The following is an 18,120-nucleotide window of genomic DNA, read 5'->3' on the forward strand; positions in this document are numbered from 1 at the left end:
TGTCCACGACACTGCGGGGCCGCATTCACTCTACTTGGAAATATGGTCCCCCAGTATCGATCTCAGTTTATCGAGATACCCGGGAGTGTCGGGATTATACCACCCATGATTTCTCATGATCCGTTGTGCGACTTGTACGGCCCTCGATTGCATGCCACTGCATGCCGGGCACTGCGGGTAGAGGAGTCTTGGCGTTCGAGGAGCGGACAGCGCACTCGCCGGCTGATGGTCGCCGACCATCGTCTCACCTTCAGGACTTTCTCCGCATGAATGGCACTTTTGACCTTGCATGGCCTCGGACTGGGCGGGCTCAACCTTCGGTCCGGTCGCCTCCACCGGCGTTACCTCGTCGGCATGTGGGCCGACATCAAGAACATTGGCCTGTTCCTGCGACAAAGTGACATCGCAGTTGTGGACGAGGACCGCTGTAGCGCCCGCCAGCACGTAGTAGGTGTGGATGCCGCTGATCGTCAGATCGTGCGTGCGCTGCATCCGGTGCCAGACACGCACCGACTCCAGTTCCACGCTCTCGCCGGACGGAGTGAGCAGTTCCATGCCGGGCTGCAGGTCACCCGCTTCGAGCCACCGGTTCTCCGACTCGACCCAGAATGGATGCGTCGTGGTGGAGACCAGCTTTTCAGCCTTGCCGGACGTCCCCTTCACGGTCAGGTCGACGAAGTGCTTGTCGTCCTCCGTGACAATCGTGCCGACAACCTCGCGAACCGTGGTCTCGCCGCTGTCAGGATCGGTGACCACGACCTTGTCGCCGAGATTCACCTTCTCGATCGGCTTGGTCGAGCCACCCGCCATTAGCACCTTTGTACCGGGTAGGAAGCTGTGCGAGACCTCGCAGGACTTCTTATTCTTCTTGAGGGCCGCCGCCGCCTTCTTCCTGGCGTCCGCCAGTTTGTCTGCGGCCTTGGAGAGGCCGGCACTCGCCTTCCCAACCGCCTTGTTGGCCTTCCACAGATCCTTGGCCCCGCCGATCAGGTCCCCGACCAGGCCGGTCACCCGCTTGGCGAGCCTGTAGCCCTTGGCCCAGTTCCACGGTGCCCCGTACTTGGCGAGGATCTTGCCCGCCAGGCCGCCCGCGAAGCTGCCGGCGATGTTGAGCAGGGTCTCGCCGCAGGCACCGACGTCACCGCTGGAGATGCAGTCCAGGGCCGCGTCCACGCCCAGGATGTCCCGGGCGATCTTGACCAGGGCCTTGCCCGCCGACTTGATGCGCTGCTTGGCGGTGGACTGGTTGAGCTGGGCCATGCCCAGCTCCGACGACGCCTTGCTGTACTCCGACTGGGCTTTCTGGACACCCTTGTCCACGTTGGTGACGGGGATGCCGCCCCGGCACTCGATCAGACCCTCCCGGCACTCCGGGACGATCATGCCGCTGGGGTCGGCGTGCGTGACCGGCGAGTTGTTCGCGTACGCGTAGCCGTTGATCTGCTGCGGCTGCGTGTAGTCGATGATCGGGTCGACCGAGATGAACTTGCCGATGGCCGAGTCGTACTCCCGTGCGCCCAGGTGGGTCAGGCCGGTCGAGGCGTCGATCGTGCCGCCGACGTAGCCCTTCTCCCCCGGCCAGGTGCCGGTCTTCTCACCGCGCTCCACGCCGAAGGGGTCGAAGCGTCGCTGACTGATCGCGCCGGTCGCGGCGTCGATCGCCAGCTCACCCGTGCCGTGGTGGTCGGAGGCGACGAAGGAGAGTTTCCCGGCGGTACGGACCCCGACGCTCTGGCCGGCGAATTCGTAGTAGCGGGTCGCCTCCTTCTTGGTGCCGTCGGCCGACAGCTTCAGCTCGGTGCCGGGCAGGTAGACGGTCGTGCCGGAGGGGTCCTTGCGGACCAGTCGGTTGCCGGAGCCGTCGTAGAGGTAGCTCGTCTTCGAGCCGCCCGCCTCGGTGACCTCGTTGACCTTGCCGGTGTCGGTCCAGGTCAGCGACTGGGCGTTGCCGCCGATGGTGCGCTTGGTGGTGTTGCCCGAGTCGTCGTACTCGTACGTCGACTGCCGGTCACCCGTCGGCGTCTTCTCGGTGATCTTGGTGACCTGGTGCGGGCCGTCGCCCAGGGCGCCCGCCGTGCCGTACTCGTAGCTGCGAGTGATGTTCTTCGCGGCGTCGAGGCCGGTGTCGTGGTTGGTCTCCGTGACGCGGTTGCCGATGGCGTCGGTCTCGTACGACTTCCAGTACGGGGCCGGGCCACCGAGGGCGCTCGATCCTGCCGCCGCGTCACACGCGGTCGGTCCGGTGCCGTCCACCGGGGTGGTGGAACCGCGGGTGCCGGCGCCGCCCGCCGTTGTCGCGGTGGCCGCCGGGGTCCAGGCGTCCTTCAGGCGCTGGCGGCCGTCGTACGCGAAACACTGCACGTCCGGCGAGGCCGAGTTCGCCGTGTCCGCGATGGACAGGACGTTGCCCGCCTGGTCGTAGGAGTACTTCGAGTCCTTCGCCGGTGCGGTCGCGCCGTAGACGTCGGTCACGGAACGGGTCAGCCGGTCGGTGCCCGTCTCGTAGGAGAACGTCTGCCAGACCTTCTTGCCACTGCCCTCGTACAGCTCCAGTTGCTGGAGCTGGCTGTTGCGCGAGTAGACGGTGTTCGTGACGTACGACGTGGAGCCCGTCATCGTCCTGGGACGCTGCAGGGAGTCGTACGTGTAGGTCAGCGCCTCCGCCGGCAGGTCGCCGATGGCCGGCAGACCGGTGCCCTGGACTGTGCCGTCACGGTTGTACGTGGTGCTGAAGACGTACGTGCCGGCCAGGGAACCCTGCGAGGCGGGCACCTGGTAGGCCGTCTTCAGCGGATGGTAGAACTCGTCCATCGACTGGACGGCCGTGGCGAAGTACTCCGTCGGCGAGACGTAGCTCAGGAAGCCGTAGGCCTGCCCCAGCCAGCCCGCCTTGTCGTACTTCGTCTCCGTCAGCTTCGTTCCGGTGGTGGCGTCGCCCTGCCAGGTCGACGCCATGCGGCCGAGGTTGTCGTAGACCGTGGAGATCTTCTTGTTCCGGCCGTCATACGTGGTGACCGGCCGGTCCAGCTCGTCGTACTCGGCTCGCGAGGTGCCAGCGTCGGGGTCGATCGACTTCGTCTTCCGCCCCAGCTGGTCGTACTCGTACCGCCACACATTGCTCTTGGCGTCGGTGACCGTCTCCAGCAGACCGCGCGTGTTGTACGTGTACTTCGTCGAGTCGTACGGCACACCCGCGCCCGGGGACGCGCCCCGGTAGTGGCGGATCTCCGAGACGTTGCCCTGGCCGTCGGTGATCGTGGTCGTGGGCACGCCGCCGGTCGGCGGGTCGACGTGGGTCAGCTCGCCGTCGTAGGTGGTCGTGGTACGCCACTGCTCGGCGCCGCTGACCGCGAATATCTGCGCCTTGGTGCGGCCCAGCCCGTCGTACTCCAGCAGGCTCTGCGCGCCGACCTGGCTGTTGCTCACCAGCAGCAGTTCGTCGGAGGCGGCGCCTGCCGCGTTGTACGTCGAGTTGGTCTTCCGGACGTTGCCGGTGCCGTCGTAGAACGTGTCGGCGACCATGCGGGAGCCGTCCGGTCCCTCGGTCTGGATCTGCCGGGCGCGCAGCAGGCTGTCGTAGAGCTGGTACTCGGCGCCGTAGGAGCCGTCGTTCTCGATCTTCTCGGTCTTGATCGAGGTGACCTTGTCCTTGCGGACGTTGTAGGAGTACTTGATGCTCGGGGTCTGCGACGTGGCGCGGTCCGCCAGCCAGACCGACGTCAGGCGGCCCAGCGCGTCGTACGCGAGGTCCGTCCGCTTGCCGTTCGGGTCCGTCTGGCCCTTCGACATGCCCCAGGCGGGGACGTAGTCGGTGGTGGTGGCGTGGTTGAGGGCGTTGTAGACGACCGTCTTCGTGAGCAGGCCGTCGGTCTCGGTGTAGACCGTTCTGGTCTGGTTCTGCTTGGCGTCCTTCTGGGTCAGCGGCCGGCCGTACGCGTCGTAGGTCGTGGTGCCCGTGACCTGGTACGTCGCGGTCGTGCCGTCGTGGGACGTCAGGCGCTCGGTCTTCGTCGCGTCACCCTTGGTCGGCGCCGCGCCGTAGGCACCGCCGTCGTAGGACGTGCGCTCGTCCGCCAGGACCTGGGTCTTGTAGTCCGCGGTGACGGAGCACTTCACGGCGACGGACTCGCTGCGGGAGGGCAGCGACAGGATGTTCTGCGTGGCGTTGTCCGCGTACCAGGTGCGGGTGCAGGAGTCGTCCTTGGCGGTGGAGACGTCGCCGAGGTCCTCGACCTGGGTGACCCGGCCGCCCTTCGCGGTGTCGTACGTCGTCGTGGACTTCGTCTCCTCCCAGGTGCCGTCGGACTTCAGCGTGAAGCCGCGGCCGACCTGGGGCCGCACGATCGCCGCACGAGTGGTGCCCCAACTGCGAGTCTGGGTGGCGGTGTAGTGCCTCCAAGGGGTGTCGATGGTCTTGGAGACCAGCTTCGTACCGTCGTACGTCGCCGCCTCCAGCTGGTGACCGGTGAACTCCTCGTCGTCGGTGTACGTGGCGCCCGTTGAGTCCTTGACCGTCACCGAGCGGGTGCCGCCGGCCGGGTTCGCGTCGCCGTTCATGCCCTGCATGAAGGTGTAGTCGATGCGGGTGGTCTGCTTGTCGGCGGTGCCGCTGGTGACGGAGACCTTGCCGTAGCCCTGCCAGCCGCCCCAGGTGAGGTACTTGGCGTCGGTGATGCCGTCCGGCTTGGCCTTACGCCAGGCCGCGTCGCCCTGGTAGTCGTAGCGGGTGACCATGCCGTCGTTGCCGCCGGTGCGGTCGGTCTCGATGACCGCCGCGACGACGTACTTGTGGAACCAGTCCGTGATCGGGTCGACGGAGCCCGGCGGGGCCCACTTCACCGGGTAGCAGCGCTTGGTCGACTCGCCCGGCTGGGGCAGCGTCGCCTTGGTGCAGTCGGTGGGGGCGTAGTTGACGTCGAGCTGGGCGCCCGTCTCGCTGAGGACCATCGACAGGCGGAAGCGGTGGAACGGCGCGATGTTGTCGCCGATCGCGTCGACGCGGTTGGCGAGCTGCTCGCCGAAGAGGTCGACGGACGGGAGCTTGACCGCCGTACCGGCGCGGCCCTCGTGTTCGATCTTCGACAGCCACAGCGTCTTGGAGTCGTCGCCGTTGTCGGTGAACAGGTGCGTGAACAGCCAGGCGTCCACGTCCTGGTAGGTCGTGGCGTCCTTGCGCATCTGCGTGACGATCGACGTCAGCCGCTTGGTGGTGAAGAACGTCTGCACCGGTGCGGTGCACTTGGTGTCGGCCTTGCACTCCTGGTCGACCGGGACGTCGGGCCAGTGGGCGGCGTTCGCCTTGGTGCGCTTGCTCTCCGCGCAGTCGAAGTCGGCGTTGGGCAGGCAGCGTTCGGCCACGTTGAAGGCGATCCGGGCCGGGGCCTTCGCCGCGTACACCTGGCCGTCGCGCTGGCCGTAGTCGATGCGCTTGAGGTAGCCGCCGCGGTGGTACGAGGTGCCATTGACGTCCGTCTTGCCGTTCAGCGCGTAGTAGTTGGTCTCGCGCTCGTAGAAGTAGGACATCACGTTGCCGTGGGTGTCCTTGACGTAGTCCAGGCTCCAGCGCCAGGCCTGCTTGCAGTGGGCGCTGGTGAAGGTGGCGTTGTAGCAGGGCTCACCGGAGTCGTCGCCGAAGACCGGGGCGGTCCACGTCGAGTTCGTCTCCTCGTTCCCCGTGGCCCAGCCCGGCAGGCGGTTCTGGCCGAAGTAGTACTCCGTGCCGTCCGAGGTGGTGATGCGCCAGTACTCGCCGTCGTTGTCGCCGTTGACAGCGCCGGTCAGCTTCTCGACCTTGCTGCCGTCGTCGGACGACATGTGCCACTTGCCGGTGGTGTCGTCCTTGACCAGCTCACCGGCGGTGCCGTTGAGCATGACCGTGGCGTTCTCGAACGCCCAGCACTGCTCGCCGGAGTTGGAGTGGCCGTCCTCGGAGCAGGGCTTGTAGCGGCGCTCGACGTAGCCGGGGTCGTAGGAGAAGCCCTCTCCGATCCACGAGCCCTGGTTGTTGGTGGCCGAGGTGCGGCCGTCCGCGGACTGGGAGGAGTAGCCGAGGCCCACGGTGGGGACCAGGCCGCCCGGGGTCGGGACCGAGCGCAGCGGGTAGTTCCAGTTGAAGGCGCCGGAGGACGTGGACACGCTCCAGCTGGCCGACGGGGACAGGGCGGTGGCCTGATAGGTGCCCTGGGCACTGGACGGGCCCGCCGCCACCGCCAGCAGGGACGTCGACTCGCCGGCCATCGTGGAGAGGCCGTCGGCGGGGGCGGGAGCGGCCGTCACGTCGGCGGAGACCGTGCCGGTGCGCACGTCGTTCACCGTGGGCAGCACCTTGGGCTGCTCCGGGCACTCCTTGCTGCCGGGGGTCGCGTACGCGGCGCACGCGGGCAGCTGTACCAGGCGCAGCCGGGAGGCGTACGAGCCGCCGTAGCCCTCGGCGAACTCGGAGTAGTCGACGGTCAGGCGGACCTTGGCGGCCTTGTCGCCGCCGTCGGCCCGCTCGACGCCGAGCAGGACGCCGGCACCGAGCTTCGCGGCGCGGGACGGGTCGAGGACATCGACCTGCACCTCGGACGGCGCCGCCTTGGCCGCCTTGGCGGACTTGGGCTTGAGCACCTTCACCGGCAGGCCGCCCGCTTCGGCGGTGGCCCCCAGTTTCACCTCGGTGCCGCCCTGCTTCGGCCACACCGCCTTGTCGAGGCCCTTGACCGCGGCCTTGCGGGCCGGGTCGGAGGGACGGGACTTGGACTTGGCGTCGCGTCCCTTGACGGCATCGCCGTCGTCCTGGACGCCGGGGCGGCTGGTGCGGCCCCTGGCGCCGTCGTCGAGCACCACAGCCTCGACGGTCGACGCGGACAGTGCGAGGGAGAGTCCCAGCACTGTCGCGACGACCGCCTGTCTCGGCATGCGGCGGCTCAGTGAGCGGCCACGAAACATGTGGTCGGTTCCCTTTCGGAGGAGAACGTCGTGGAATGGAAGGGAGAAATGGCAGGGGACGGGTGTGCCGGGCCCCGAGGACCCGGCACACCTGAGAATTGACGGGCTGTCACATGTCCGGCACGGCCGCCAGCTGAGCCATCCGCTGCACCGCGATCTGGTCTGCGGCCCCGCTGTAGACGCGGACCTCGTCGAGCGCGCCGGCGAAGTACTCGCTCGCACCGCGCAGCGAACGGCCCACCTGCAGACCGCCGGTGGCCGACCACAGGGTGTCGTCCTTGCCGTAGGCACCGGCCACGAGCTGGCCCTCGACATACAGCCGGATCGAGTTGGCGAAGGCGTCGTATACGACCGCCAGGTGCTGACCGGAGCCGCCGGTGTCCGGCAGTTCCTGGTCGTCGGTGAAGGTGACGATCTCCGCGGTCGCCGAGTCGGTCTTCGCCACGGCCAGTTCCCACTGCTGGGTGGTCGCCTGGTAACGGACCTGGAAGCGGTTGGCGTTGGCGCCCGGCAGCGACAGCACCGTCTGGGACTTCTCCGGGTCCAGCGAGGTGAGCTGGGCGCGGGCGGAGACGGTGAAGCTGCTGTTGCCGGTGACCGGGGCGGTCGCGGTGGACGCGTAGTCCCCGTCGCCGTCCAGGACCAGGTTGCCGTCGCCGACCAGGGCGGCGATGTCGAACAGCGGGTCGGCCGGGCGGTAGACGGAGGCGTTGCCCGTGAGGGTCAGCGCCTGCCCGCCACCGGTCTCGGCGGAGGCCCCGCCGGGCGCGTCGTCGAGCTGCCAGTAGCCCTTGCGGGCGGGCTTGATCGTCATCAGCTCGGCGACCTGGGCCGCCGGCAGGACGCGGTCGAAGACCCGGACCTCGGCGAGGTCACCGGTGAAGGGGTCGCGGTAGCCGCTCTTGGCCGTCCCGCGGCCGATCTGCAGCGGGCCGTACGACTTCCAGGTGGAGCGGCGCCCGGCTGAGCCCTTCAGGTCCTTGTTGACGTACAGCTGGAGCTGCGGGCCGCCGGTCTTCTGGGCGTCGTACACGCCCGTCAGCAGCACCCACTGGTCCTTGACCACGGACACCCCGGTGGAGACGGCCTTCCACTCGCCGAGCGAGTCGACGTCGTTGACCGGGACCGCGAACTTCCAGGTCTGCGCGGACGCGTCGTAGCCCAGGGTGAAGCCGGGCTCGCCGGTGCCGTCCTGGCTGATGACCGTCATGCTGCGGTCCAGTGCCGTGGGCCGCACCCAGGCGCTGACGCTGAAGCTCCTGGAGGTGTCGAGCACCGTCTCGCTGGTGTCCAGGAAGGCGTCGGAGGTGCCGTCGAAGCGGGCCGCCTTGTCGACCTTGCCGCCAGGGCCGTCCACGCCGAAGGTGACGGCGCTGCCCGCGGTCGCAGAGAAGTCGCCGCTCTCGTCGTGGGCCTCGGTTTCACCGGCCAGGTCGGCGAGGTTCCACTGCGCGACGACCGGCCTGCCCTCGCTGACCAGGAAGTCGTACGGGGTGCTGCTGGCGTGGCCCGCCTTGTCGATGGCGATCACCTCGAGCACGTGCCGGCCGGCGCGGGTCGGCATCCACTCCTTGGTGACGGAGCCACCCGCTGTGGCCGGGGTGAGCGTGGCCAGTGCGGCACCGTCGAACGAGTACTGGTACTTGACGACGTCCGTGTCCGGAATGGAGTCGTTCGGGTTGGGCGAGAAGGCGAAGGTGCCGTAGGTGCCCACGCCGTCGTGGTAGACGGTGTCGGACGGGTACTGCTTGGACAGCACGAGCGGCTTGCCGGGCCATGTCCTGTCGTAGATGAACTCGCAGCGCTGGGCGGTGTCGCCTTCCCAGCTCCATGGGCCGGAGCCGTCGCCGTCGTTCGCCCGTGCGCTCCAGTAGATGACGGTGTTCTGCGGAATCGTCGACTTGACGGTGTGCTCGAACCTGGTGCTGGTCGTCGGGGACAGCCAGTCGTTCGTCAGGTAGGTGTAGGACTTGGCTTCCTTGGTGTTCGGGTCGGTCCACTCCACCTTGAACTCGACCTTCACCTTGTCGGTCTGGCCGTTGCCGTGGTCGGGGTCGCTCGCGATGGCCTTCAGCTTCGGCGGGACGTCGGTGTACGGGCGGCTCGCTCCCCACTTGCACACGCCACCGGGGTCGGTGAGCATGTCGGACGTCTTGATCTGCCGCGGCAGGTTGTTGTACTTGATCGACAGGTACGCGTTGCCGCAGATCCGCTTCCACTCGGCGAACCGGGACTCGTCGGCCGCGCGCAGACCCAGCGTCATCGCGTTCCAGCCGCCCGCGGCGGCCGTCTTGATCTCGCTCGTCAGCTCGGGGTTGGTCTTCGTGTCGCTCTCGAAGTGCAGGTTGGCCTGGCTGGAGCAGGAGGTCGGGGAGATCGCCTTGTCGACGGTCGCGATGTGGTCCACCCAGTCGTCCGAGGTGTTGGACCAGTTGCTGGACGAGGAGAGCGAGTAGTTCTGGCCGCCGATCCGGTACAGGCGGATGGGCTCCGCGGTCGGGGAGGCGCTGTAGATGTGCTCGACGCGGGCGGAGAAGGTGGCGCCCAGGATCTGCTTCCCCTTGTAGAAGGAGAGCGGCATCGTGAACATCACGCGGCGCGTGCCGACGCCGTTGCAGGAGACCGGGTTGTAGTCGGTGGGGCACTTGCCGACGCCCGCGCTGCCCGAGTACTTCCAGTCCTGCTCACTGGGCATCCCGGACATGATGCCGGTCCAGGAGGTGCGCGAAGTGGTGCGCTGGATCGGGTCGATGACGACCGGGAAGACCGTGTCCTCGCCCTTGAGCAGCTTCTGGTCGGGGACCAGGCTCAGCCTGTCCTTGGCCACCTCGACGCCGAGCGGGGCGACACGTCCGCCGCCGCCGGGGCCTTCGAGGGCGGGCTCGGGCGCCGTGTCGGCCTGCGGGGTGGGCGTCGAGTCGGCGTCCGCGCCGGTCGCGGCGGAGGTCAGGGGCTTGGCCACGGCCTTGGGGCCCTGCCTGCGGGCGGCGGCCTCGGCCACCGCGGCCGAGTCCCACATCGCCGGCTTGCCCGCCTGGAAGACGGTGCCGCCTACGACGGCGTCCTCGGCGACGATCGCCCCGGTGGCGTCCTCGGCGACCTTCAGACCGTCGGTGGTCATGCCCAGGTCGAGCCGGGCGAGGCGCTGGTCGGCTGCCGCCTCCGGCGTCTTGACGACCAGCAGGTGCCCGAAGCCGTCGGCCTCGGCACGCACGGTGAGGTCGACGCCGGGCAGGGCGTCGACATAGGTGGCGGTGTCGCCCTCGACGCGTGGCGCGGGCAACTTGCCGTACGGCCAGGTCAGGGCGAACTCGCGGCCGGCGCGCCGCATGGTCACGAACGGCTTGCCCGCCTGCCCGGCGGACAGGCTCAGGTCGACGGTGGCGGCCTTGGGCCCCCAGGTGCCGTCGGAGCGCTTGACGAGTGTCTCGTCGATGTCGACCCACGTGCCGTCGCGGACCGTGCGGACCGGCTCGGTGTACTCGCGGGCGGTGAAGGTGCCGTCCGGCTCCGCGAAGATCTCCCGGCGCTCGGTGCGCATGCCGACGACCTCGGTCTCCTTGCCGCTCTTCTTCGCGAGGGCGAGGGCCTGCTGCTCGGTCTGGGCGGGGCGGTCGGCGGCGACGGGGGTCTGGTCGGGGGTGGGGGTGGGGAGGGCGGCGAGGGTGCCGGTGAGTACGGCACCCGCGACGACGGCCGCGAGTGTGGCGCGGCGCAGCACGCCGCTGCCCTGCGTCCGGTCGGGTCTGTGCGCGGGCATGCGCCCGCTGTGCATCGGTGTCATGGTTCCTGTCCCGTCAGATCAGCGGACCGTCGCGCCGAACGCGACGCCGCCGGCCGGAATGCCGCCCTCACCGGGCTTGAAGGTCTGGGTCGGCGCACCGCCGGAGGGCACGTTCCACGGGAAGCCGTAGACGGCTCGCCCGTCGGCCGGGCCGTAGGGCACACCGACGTACAGCAGCGAGGGGGTGGCGCCCAGGGCGAGGCCGGTGAGCATGCGCGGTGCGGCGGCGGACGGAATGCCGTAGCCGGGGTCGATCCAGTTGTCGGAGGCGCCGGGCGCGCCGACCAGCGGGACGATCTGCACGCCGCCCTTGTCGGGGTTCTCCTCGGCCCACTCCTCGCCGGGCACGCCGATCGCGACCCGGGTGGTGGTGCCGGTGGCGGTGATGTTCGGCGACATGTTGACTGCGGCGAGCCGCTTGCCGAAGAGGTCGCCCGCCTCCGACTCCTCGTTGACGTCCGCGGTGTTCTGGTCGATCCAGGCCGTCTGGGAGAACGAGCCGCTCGCCGTGATCCGGAACACCTGGACGGCACCCGCGTCGACGGTGGTCAACAGGTCCTCGCCCGGGACGCCGACCACGAGCAGCGACTCGGTGGTGGAGGTGGCGCCCGAGGGCCGGTAAGGCACCATGGCGATCGCGTCGCCGAACTGGTCGCCGACCTCCTCGGCGCCGCTGATCGTGTCCTGGTCCTGGCCGAGTCCACCGAGCGGCTTGGGGTAGCCGGACGTGAGCGTGTGGTTGAAGTAGCCCACGCCGCCCGCGAAGGAGACGGAGCCCAGCGCCTCGCCGGGCGAGCCGACCGCGAAGTGGGTCGGGGTCGCGGCCAGGGAGGAGCCGAAGCGGTCGTCCTGCTCGGCCGTGCCGGAGACGGCGCCGGCGGCGTCGGTGTCCTGATGGACCATCACGGCGTTCTGCGCGGTGCCGCTGATGTAGTAGAAGGCACCGGCGTCCTCGACGGTGCCGATCGACTCGCCGGGGGAACCGATCAGCAGGAACGGCGAGCCGGAGGAGGTCTTGCCGGCCGCGACCGCGTAGCCGACCCAGTCATCGGCCTCCGCACCGCCGCCGAGCGGCCGGTCGGTGCCCTGGAGGAACTCCTTGACCGGCTTGCTGCCGGCGTTCAGCCCGCTCGTGGAGCCGTAGATCACATGGACGGCGCCGGAGTCGGGCGCGGTGCCGATGTCCTCGTAGGGCGCGCCGACCACCAGGTCGCTGCAGCCGTCGAGGTCGGCGTCGTAGACGGCCATCGAGTAGCCGTACTGGTCGCCCGCCTCGGGCACGCCCGGGACGGCGTCGAGCGCCTGCGTCAGCGTCGTGGTCCCCTTGCCGCCGCCGTAGACGACGTGCACGGCACCGGCCTTCGCCACGCCGTCGACGGTCGCTTCGGGGTCGGCCACGGCCGTGTCCCTGGTCCCGTCGCCGTTGAAATCGGATTCGACGCCCGACGGGCAGGCAACGGCGGCCGCCGCTGGTGTGCCGCCGGTCCCCACCCCCCAGGCCAGGAACGTCCCTGCAAGAACAGCGGCCGCACTGCGCCGCCATGTTTTCCCCACCCTTGGCACAGACACCTCAAGATAAAGAGACTTTAAAGGCCAGTGGATCATTCCTTCACCTGATATGCACATGCAATACGCGCATGCGTTCGACAAAAGTGACATCAGTCACAGGAGTTCCACAAGTAACGGGATTACTCCACTTCTCCCCGCTCGGCCACACCCTCGTATGCTCACGAAGCGAAGCCGAACAGCCGGAAGGCGGAGAAGTGAACTACAGGGTCCAGCCCAGCGCCCAGGTCGACGACAGCGCCGAGATCGGCGCCGGAAGCAGCGTCTGGGACCTCGCCCAGATCCGTGAGAACGCCCGCCTCGGCGAGGGCTGCGTCATCGGCCGCGGCGCCTACGTCGGCTCCGGTGTGCGCATGGGGGACAACTGCAAGCTGCAGAACCACGCCCTCGTGTACGAGCCCGCCGAACTCGGCGACGGCGTCTTCATCGGCCCCGCCGTCGTCCTCACCAACGACCACAACCCGCGCTCCGTCGACCCCGAGGGCAAGCAGAAGCGGGGCGGCGACTGGGAGGCCGTCGGGGTGAGGATCGCCGACGGGGCGTCCATCGGCGCCCGTTCGGTGTGCGTGGCGCCGATCAGCATCGGCCGCTGGGCCATGGTCGCCGCCGGAGCCGTCGTCACCAAGGACGTCCCGGACTTCGCGCTGGTGATGGGCGTACCCGCCCGCCAGGTCGGCTGGGTCGGTCGGGCCGGGGTCCGGCTGGTCGAGCGGGCCGGTGAGCCGGGCGTGTGGGAGTGCCCGACGACTGGGGCACTGTACGACGAGAAGGAGGGCGTTCTGACGGAGCGATCCGTCTGAGCGACGCATGTTTCATGGATTCACAGACGAGGCCGCTCTCGCGACTGGTCTCGCTTGCGGAACCGGCGCGTTCATACGGTGTCGGGCGGGGGCCTGAACCAGTGGCCCTCCCCCTGCCGCCCGATCCTCTCCGCGTCATCACGGACGGATCCCACGGCCATTGAACACGCCAACGGCCTAGCGGCTTCGCCGAGGCAGCGCGTCGGCGGTGCCTCGGCTCACTCGGCCGGCAGTTCCACCAGCACACTCGTGCCATTGACGCCCTCGACCGGCCGTTCCGCGTAGCGGGCACCGGTCTGCGGGCACTCCCACGCGCCGGGCTCGCCCTCACGTTCGACGAGACGCATCCCGGCCCTGCCGACCCAGCCGATGCGGCGGGCGGGGACGCCCGCCACCAGCGCGAAGTCCGGGACATCCTTGGTGACGACGGCACCGGCCGCCACCAACGCCCAGCGGCCGATGTGCACCGGGGCGACACAGACCGAACGCGCGCCGAGGGAGGCCCCCTCGGCCACCTTGACGCCGACGGCCTCCCAGTCGCCGCCCCGCTTCTGCTTGCCCTCGGGGTCGACGGAGCGCGGGTTGTGGTCGTTGGTGAGGACGACGGCGGGGCCGACGAAGACGCCGTCGCCGAGCTCGGCCGGCTCGTACACCAGGGCCTGGTTCTGCAGCTTGACGTTGTCGCCGATGCGCACGCCCGTGCCGACGTAGGCGCCGCGGCCGATGACACAGCCCGCACCGAGGCGGGCCTTCTCACGGATCTGCGCGAGTTCCCACACGGTGGTCCCGTCGCCCAGTTCGGCACTGTCGTCGACCTGGGCGGTGGGCTTGACGGTGTAGCTCACTGTTGAACCTTCCTGTGGCCGCCGAGCAGCAGCCGGTCGAAATCGTCGCGTACGACGGTCCAGTCCCAGGCGGAGAGCGCGTGTTCGGCGGCCGCCTGGCCCGCCTTCAGCCAGGTCTCCTCGGTGGCGGTGGTAGCGAGGATCCGCCGCGCCGCCTCCTCGGGCGTACCGACCACCCAGTCCGACGGGAAGAGCGTGCGGGCGCCCTGCGCCCGGCCCGCGAAGAACGGCCAGTCGCGTACGACGGGCACGGCACCGCTGGCGGCGCCCTCGACGAACCCGCAGTGGAAGCTCTCCCGCACCGACGTACTGAGGATCACCCCGGCCTCCTGGAGCGCGGTCGGCATGTCGTCGGTGTGTCCGGTCCGGCGGACGGCACCCGACGGTTCCAGTCGCGCGAGGTCCCGCTCCAGCCGCTCGTGGTAGGCGTGTACGGCGGGACCGGTCTCGGGGTTCATGCCGCCGCCGACGAGCAGCAGCCGATAGCGGTCGTCGTGCCGGCGCAGCAGCCGCGGGACCTCGACCGCCCAGCGGGGGTCCTTGGCGACCTGGCCGATTCCCACCAGAGCGAGGGTGAAGCGGGCATCGGGGTGCTTGGAGTTCCGGAAGGCGGCCAGGTCCATCGCGTTGTGGATCACATGCAGGCGGGAGGCGCCGTCGCCCTGCAGCCGCGGCACCGTGGCGGTGACCAGATCGCGCACGTGGGCGCCGACGAAGACGAGATCGTCGATACGCGAGAAGTCGATGATGTGCGGCCAGTAGCTGAGGGCCTCGAAGCTGTGCAGCCGTACGACCACGCGGGTCGTGCCGGGATCGACGAGCGTGAGGAAGGCCGCGGCGACCGTGCACCAGTCGACGAAGACCGTGTCGGCCCAGTCGAGGTGCGGGCGCAGTGCCTGCTCGATCTTGCGCCCGTAGGGGACCTGGCCTCCGACGGAGCGCTCCATCATCCGTTGCAGCCCCTTGGCGAGGGGGGCGAGTTCCGGGTCGGCGGCCAGGTCGAGGGTGCGGACCTCGACGTCGGGGTGCTGCTCGTAGTGCGCGGTGATGAGGGGGAGGAAGTTGGCGTTGGACCGGTTGACGATCAGCAGCCGCAGGGGCCGGTCTGCCGGAGGGGGCGCCGCGGGCGTGGCGCGGCCGCGCGGGGCCGCTGTCGCGCGCAGGGCGCGGCTGCGATGGAGCGGGGCTGTGAAGCCCTGCGGGTCCTCGGCCAGGGGCGACGACAGCCCGTCGAGATGCGGGACGCGGTGGAAGGCGAGCATCAGGGCCTTGGCCGGTGAGGCGGTGGCCGCCTTCTTGTCCCCCTGCTTGTGCAGCGAGTCCGCGCAGGCGAGTTCGGGCCGCGTAGGCGTCCGCGAGACGGCGCGGGGTACGGCCGTACGACAGCTCCAACTACGCTGTCTCGGCCAGCAGATCGGCCTTCCGCCTGCGCCCGCCGGCGCGTCTGCCCAGGGAGCCCAGCAGCAGGGCCCCAGCGGTAGGCACCCCCGCCCGGGCCAGGGCGGAACTCACCGAGCGGGTGAGGCTGATCAACCTCTCAGCGACTGTCCGAGGCACCGGCACGGCGTATCTCCAGCTCCCGCACCGGACGTATGGCCCAGTGGCGTTCGACGATCAGGGGCAGACCCAGGACGACGGGCATCCACATCAGGACTCCGAGCCGGTCGGCTTCCTGGACGAGAGGGTGTGCGGTGACCAGGCAGGCACCTGTGAGGGCGGTCGCGAGCGCGAGCCAGCCGAGCCCGTCACCGTATGTGGCCAGGGCCCATGCCGCAAGGGCTGTGAGCAGCAGGAAGTACGGCAGGGCGGCCTGCTCGGCGAACCAGTGCCGCCAGAATCCGGCGGCCAGGCCGAGCAGCGCTCCCCACGGATCGGAGACCTCGGGAGCGGTGAAGTGCCGGGTGAAGGTGTCCTGCAGGGTTATCTGCGAGGACGGCAGGCCGAGGACACGCATCGCCACGGCGACGGCGCCGGCGGCAGCCGCGGACAGCCCCGCGAACACGACCGTGCCCCGGTGCCGCGGCCGACCCGAGACGAAGAGGGCGCCGACCGTGGCGGCGGTCAGGAGCGCCGCGAGCACCAGGACCGACGAGTAGCGGGTGATCGCCGCCGTCGCGTACGACACAACCGTGATCGCCACCGCTGTCGGCAGCTGCCGGTTGCGGATCAGCAGCAGACCGCCCCACAGCACACCGAGCGTGCAGACCGTGAAAAGCCCCTCCCCCAGCGCCTGGGCGCTCCACCAGCCGAGCGGAGTGGCCAGGAAGGCCACCTGACCCACGACGGCGGCCCTCCTGCCCAGTCCCGCGCCGCGCAGCAGCCCGAACACCAGGAGCGAGCCCGCCGCGGCCGTGACCAGGCCCAGCAGCCGCATGCCGGTCAGCACCCCGAAGGCGCCCACGAAGGGCGCCGCGAGCAGGGGATAGCCGGGCCGGGTGGAGAAGATGGCCTGGTAGCGGGAGTCGCCCGTGGTGATGTCGGGGGCGTCGGCCCACCGGTCGAGGCACTCGCGCTGCTCGATCGCACGCTCGCTCCGCCGGGTCAGCGGCTGCAGCCGCTCCTCGTGCGCCGTGCGCGCGGCGCGGCTCGCGCAGTAAGCGGCGAGCGCGGTGCCGTGCGCCTCCTCGCGTGAGGCGCCGAGGTACTGCTCGGCGGCCCGGGCGTAGCGGTATGAGTCGGGGAAGAGCGTCCACTGCGGGCCCGCCGCGAGCTGGAGCATGGCGTACAGGACGCAGACCAGCAGGGGGAGGGCAGCCCGGTGGCGCAGCACGCGGGCGGGGGTCTGCGCCTCGGCCGGTGCCTTGGGGGCGGTGGGGGCGACGGGCACGTACGGGGTTTCCTGGGCAGTGGGGGTGGCCCCGGCCGGCTGGCCGGGGCCGGATGCTGTGACGACCGTTGTGTCAGCCGCCGATGACGACCCGCCGGACGCCCTTCCATGCCTCCGGGTCGGTAGTACGGCGCCCGTCCACCAGCACCGTGACATCCGGCAGGTCGGCCGGCGTCAGGTCGCGGTACTCGGCGTGGTCGGCCTGGAGGATGGCCGCGGTGACCTTCTCGCCGGCGTGCGGGGTGAGACCCAGCCCCGCCAGCTCCTCCGCCGTGTACATCGGGTCGGAGACGTACGGCACCGCGCCGCGCGCCTTGAGGGCCTCGACCGTCGGGAAGACGCCGGAGAAGGCGGTCTCCTTGACGCCGCCGCGGTAGGCCGCGCCCAGGACGAGGACGCCCGCCCCGGTCAGGTCGCCGTACGCCGCCGCGAGCAGGTCGACGGCGTACTCCGGCATCGCGGCGTTGGCCTCGCGGGCGGAGCGCACGACGGTCGCCGCCGGGTCGTTCCACAGGTACATCCGCGGGTAGATCGGGATGCAGTGGCCGCCGACGGCGATGCCCGGCTGGTGGATGTGGCTGTACGGCTGGGAGTTGCAGGCCTCGATGACCTTCTTGACGTCGATGCCGTTGGCGTCGGCGAAGCGCGCGAACTGGTTCGCCAGGCCGATGTTGACGTCGCGGTACGTGGTCTCGGCGAGCTTGGCGAGTTCCGAGGCCTCGGCGGTGCCCAGGTCCCAGACGCCGTTGGGCTGCGGCAGGTCGGTGCGCTCGTCGAAGTCGAGGACCTGCTCGTAGAACTCCACGCCGCGGGCCGTCGACGCCTCGTCGATGCCGCCGACCAGCTTCGGGTAGCGGCGCAGGTCGGCGAAGACGCGGCCGGTCAGGACGCGTTCGGGCGAGAAGACCAGGTGGAAGTCCTCGCCGGCGGTGAGGCCGGCGCCCTCGGCGAGCATCGGCGCCCAGCGGGTGCGGGTGGTGCCGACCGGGAGCGTCGTCTCGTACGACACCAGCGTGCCGGGCCTGAGGCCCTGCGCGATCGCCTTCGTCGCCGCGTCCATCCAGCCGAAGTCGGGCACGCCGTCGGCGTCGACGAACAGCGGGACGACCACCACGACGGCCTCGGACTCGGCGACCGCGGCCGCGGTGTCCGTCGTCGCGGTCAGCAGCCCGGCGTCGACGGCCTGCTTGAGCTTGACGTCCAGGTCGTGTTCACCGGGGAACGGCTCGGTGCCGGCGTTGACCAGCTCCACGACCTTCTCGTTGACGTCCGCGCCGATGACCCGGTGGCCCTTGGAGGCGAACTGCACGGCCAGCGGGAGACCGATCTTGCCGAGCGCTACTACACAGATGTTCATGGACGGTCGCT

At 69.9% G+C, this 18,120-nt stretch carries 8 protein-coding genes; 1 reads left to right on the forward strand and 7 read right to left on the reverse strand.

The genetic code is table 11. The features are described from left to right. Positions 1-30: 30 nt before the first annotated feature. From IE325_RS07310 to IE325_RS07320, 3 genes are all read right to left on the reverse strand, one after another. Entirely contained in the window at positions 31-6,900 is a 6,870-nt protein-coding gene (locus IE325_RS07310) for a polymorphic toxin-type HINT domain-containing protein (protein WP_229911694.1), read from the reverse strand. A 139-nt stretch (positions 6,901-7,039) separates the two neighbouring features. Next, complete coding sequence (locus IE325_RS07315; RefSeq protein ID WP_190068891.1) at positions 7,040-10,690, reverse strand: LamG domain-containing protein; 3,651 nt, start codon at positions 10,688-10,690, stop codon at positions 7,040-7,042. 42 nt (positions 10,691-10,732) lie between these two features. Then, a complete protein-coding gene (locus IE325_RS07320) occupies positions 10,733-12,112 on the reverse strand; it encodes an integrin alpha (RefSeq protein ID WP_229911695.1) in 1,380 nt (459 codons plus the stop codon). Positions 12,113-12,477: 365 nt separating this feature from the next. On the opposite strand from IE325_RS07320, the gene IE325_RS07325 reads away from it, so the two are divergent. Next, positions 12,478-13,080, forward strand: a complete 603-nt coding sequence (locus tag IE325_RS07325; RefSeq protein ID WP_190068893.1) for an acyltransferase — start codon at positions 12,478-12,480, stop codon at positions 13,078-13,080. Positions 13,081-13,298: 218 nt separating this feature from the next. Here IE325_RS07325 and IE325_RS07330 read toward each other — a convergent pair whose 3' ends face one another. From IE325_RS07330 to IE325_RS07345, 4 genes are all read right to left on the reverse strand, one after another. Continuing rightward, entirely contained in the window at positions 13,299-13,925 is a 627-nt protein-coding gene (locus tag IE325_RS07330) for an acyltransferase (RefSeq protein ID WP_190068894.1), read from the reverse strand. Then, positions 13,922-15,187, reverse strand: coding sequence for a glycosyltransferase (locus tag IE325_RS07335; protein WP_190068895.1), 1,266 nt, complete (start codon positions 15,185-15,187; stop codon positions 13,922-13,924). Before IE325_RS07335 ends, IE325_RS07330 begins: the two co-directional genes overlap by 4 nt. Positions 15,188-15,462: 275 nt before the next feature. Continuing rightward, positions 15,463-16,752 (reverse strand): hypothetical protein, encoded by a 1,290-nt coding sequence (locus IE325_RS07340; protein WP_190068896.1) that lies wholly within the window; start codon positions 16,750-16,752, stop codon positions 15,463-15,465. Between the two features lie 73 nt (positions 16,753-16,825). Next, entirely contained in the window at positions 16,826-18,109 is a 1,284-nt protein-coding gene (locus tag IE325_RS07345) for a nucleotide sugar dehydrogenase (protein WP_190068897.1), read from the reverse strand. Positions 18,110-18,120: the final 11 nt, after the last annotated feature.

Origin of the sequence: Streptomyces lanatus, from assembly GCF_014655715.1 — a bacterium.
Classification (GTDB): Bacteria; Actinomycetota; Actinomycetes; order Streptomycetales; family Streptomycetaceae; genus Streptomyces; species Streptomyces lanatus.

Excerpts from the sequence above, each read along its gene's own strand:
- IE325_RS07310 (WP_229911694.1), bottom strand. The coding sequence starts at position 6,900 with ATGCCGAGACAGGCGGTCGTCGCGACAGTGCTGGGACTCTCCCTCGCA.
- IE325_RS07315 (WP_190068891.1), bottom strand. The coding sequence starts at position 10,690 with ATGCCCGCGCACAGACCCGACCGGACGCAGGGCAGCGGCGTGCTGCGC.
- IE325_RS07335 (WP_190068895.1), bottom strand. The coding sequence starts at position 15,187 with ATGCTCGCCTTCCACCGCGTCCCGCATCTCGACGGGCTGTCGTCGCCC.
- IE325_RS07345 (WP_190068897.1), bottom strand. The coding sequence starts at position 18,109 with ATGAACATCTGTGTAGTAGCGCTCGGCAAGATCGGTCTCCCGCTGGCC.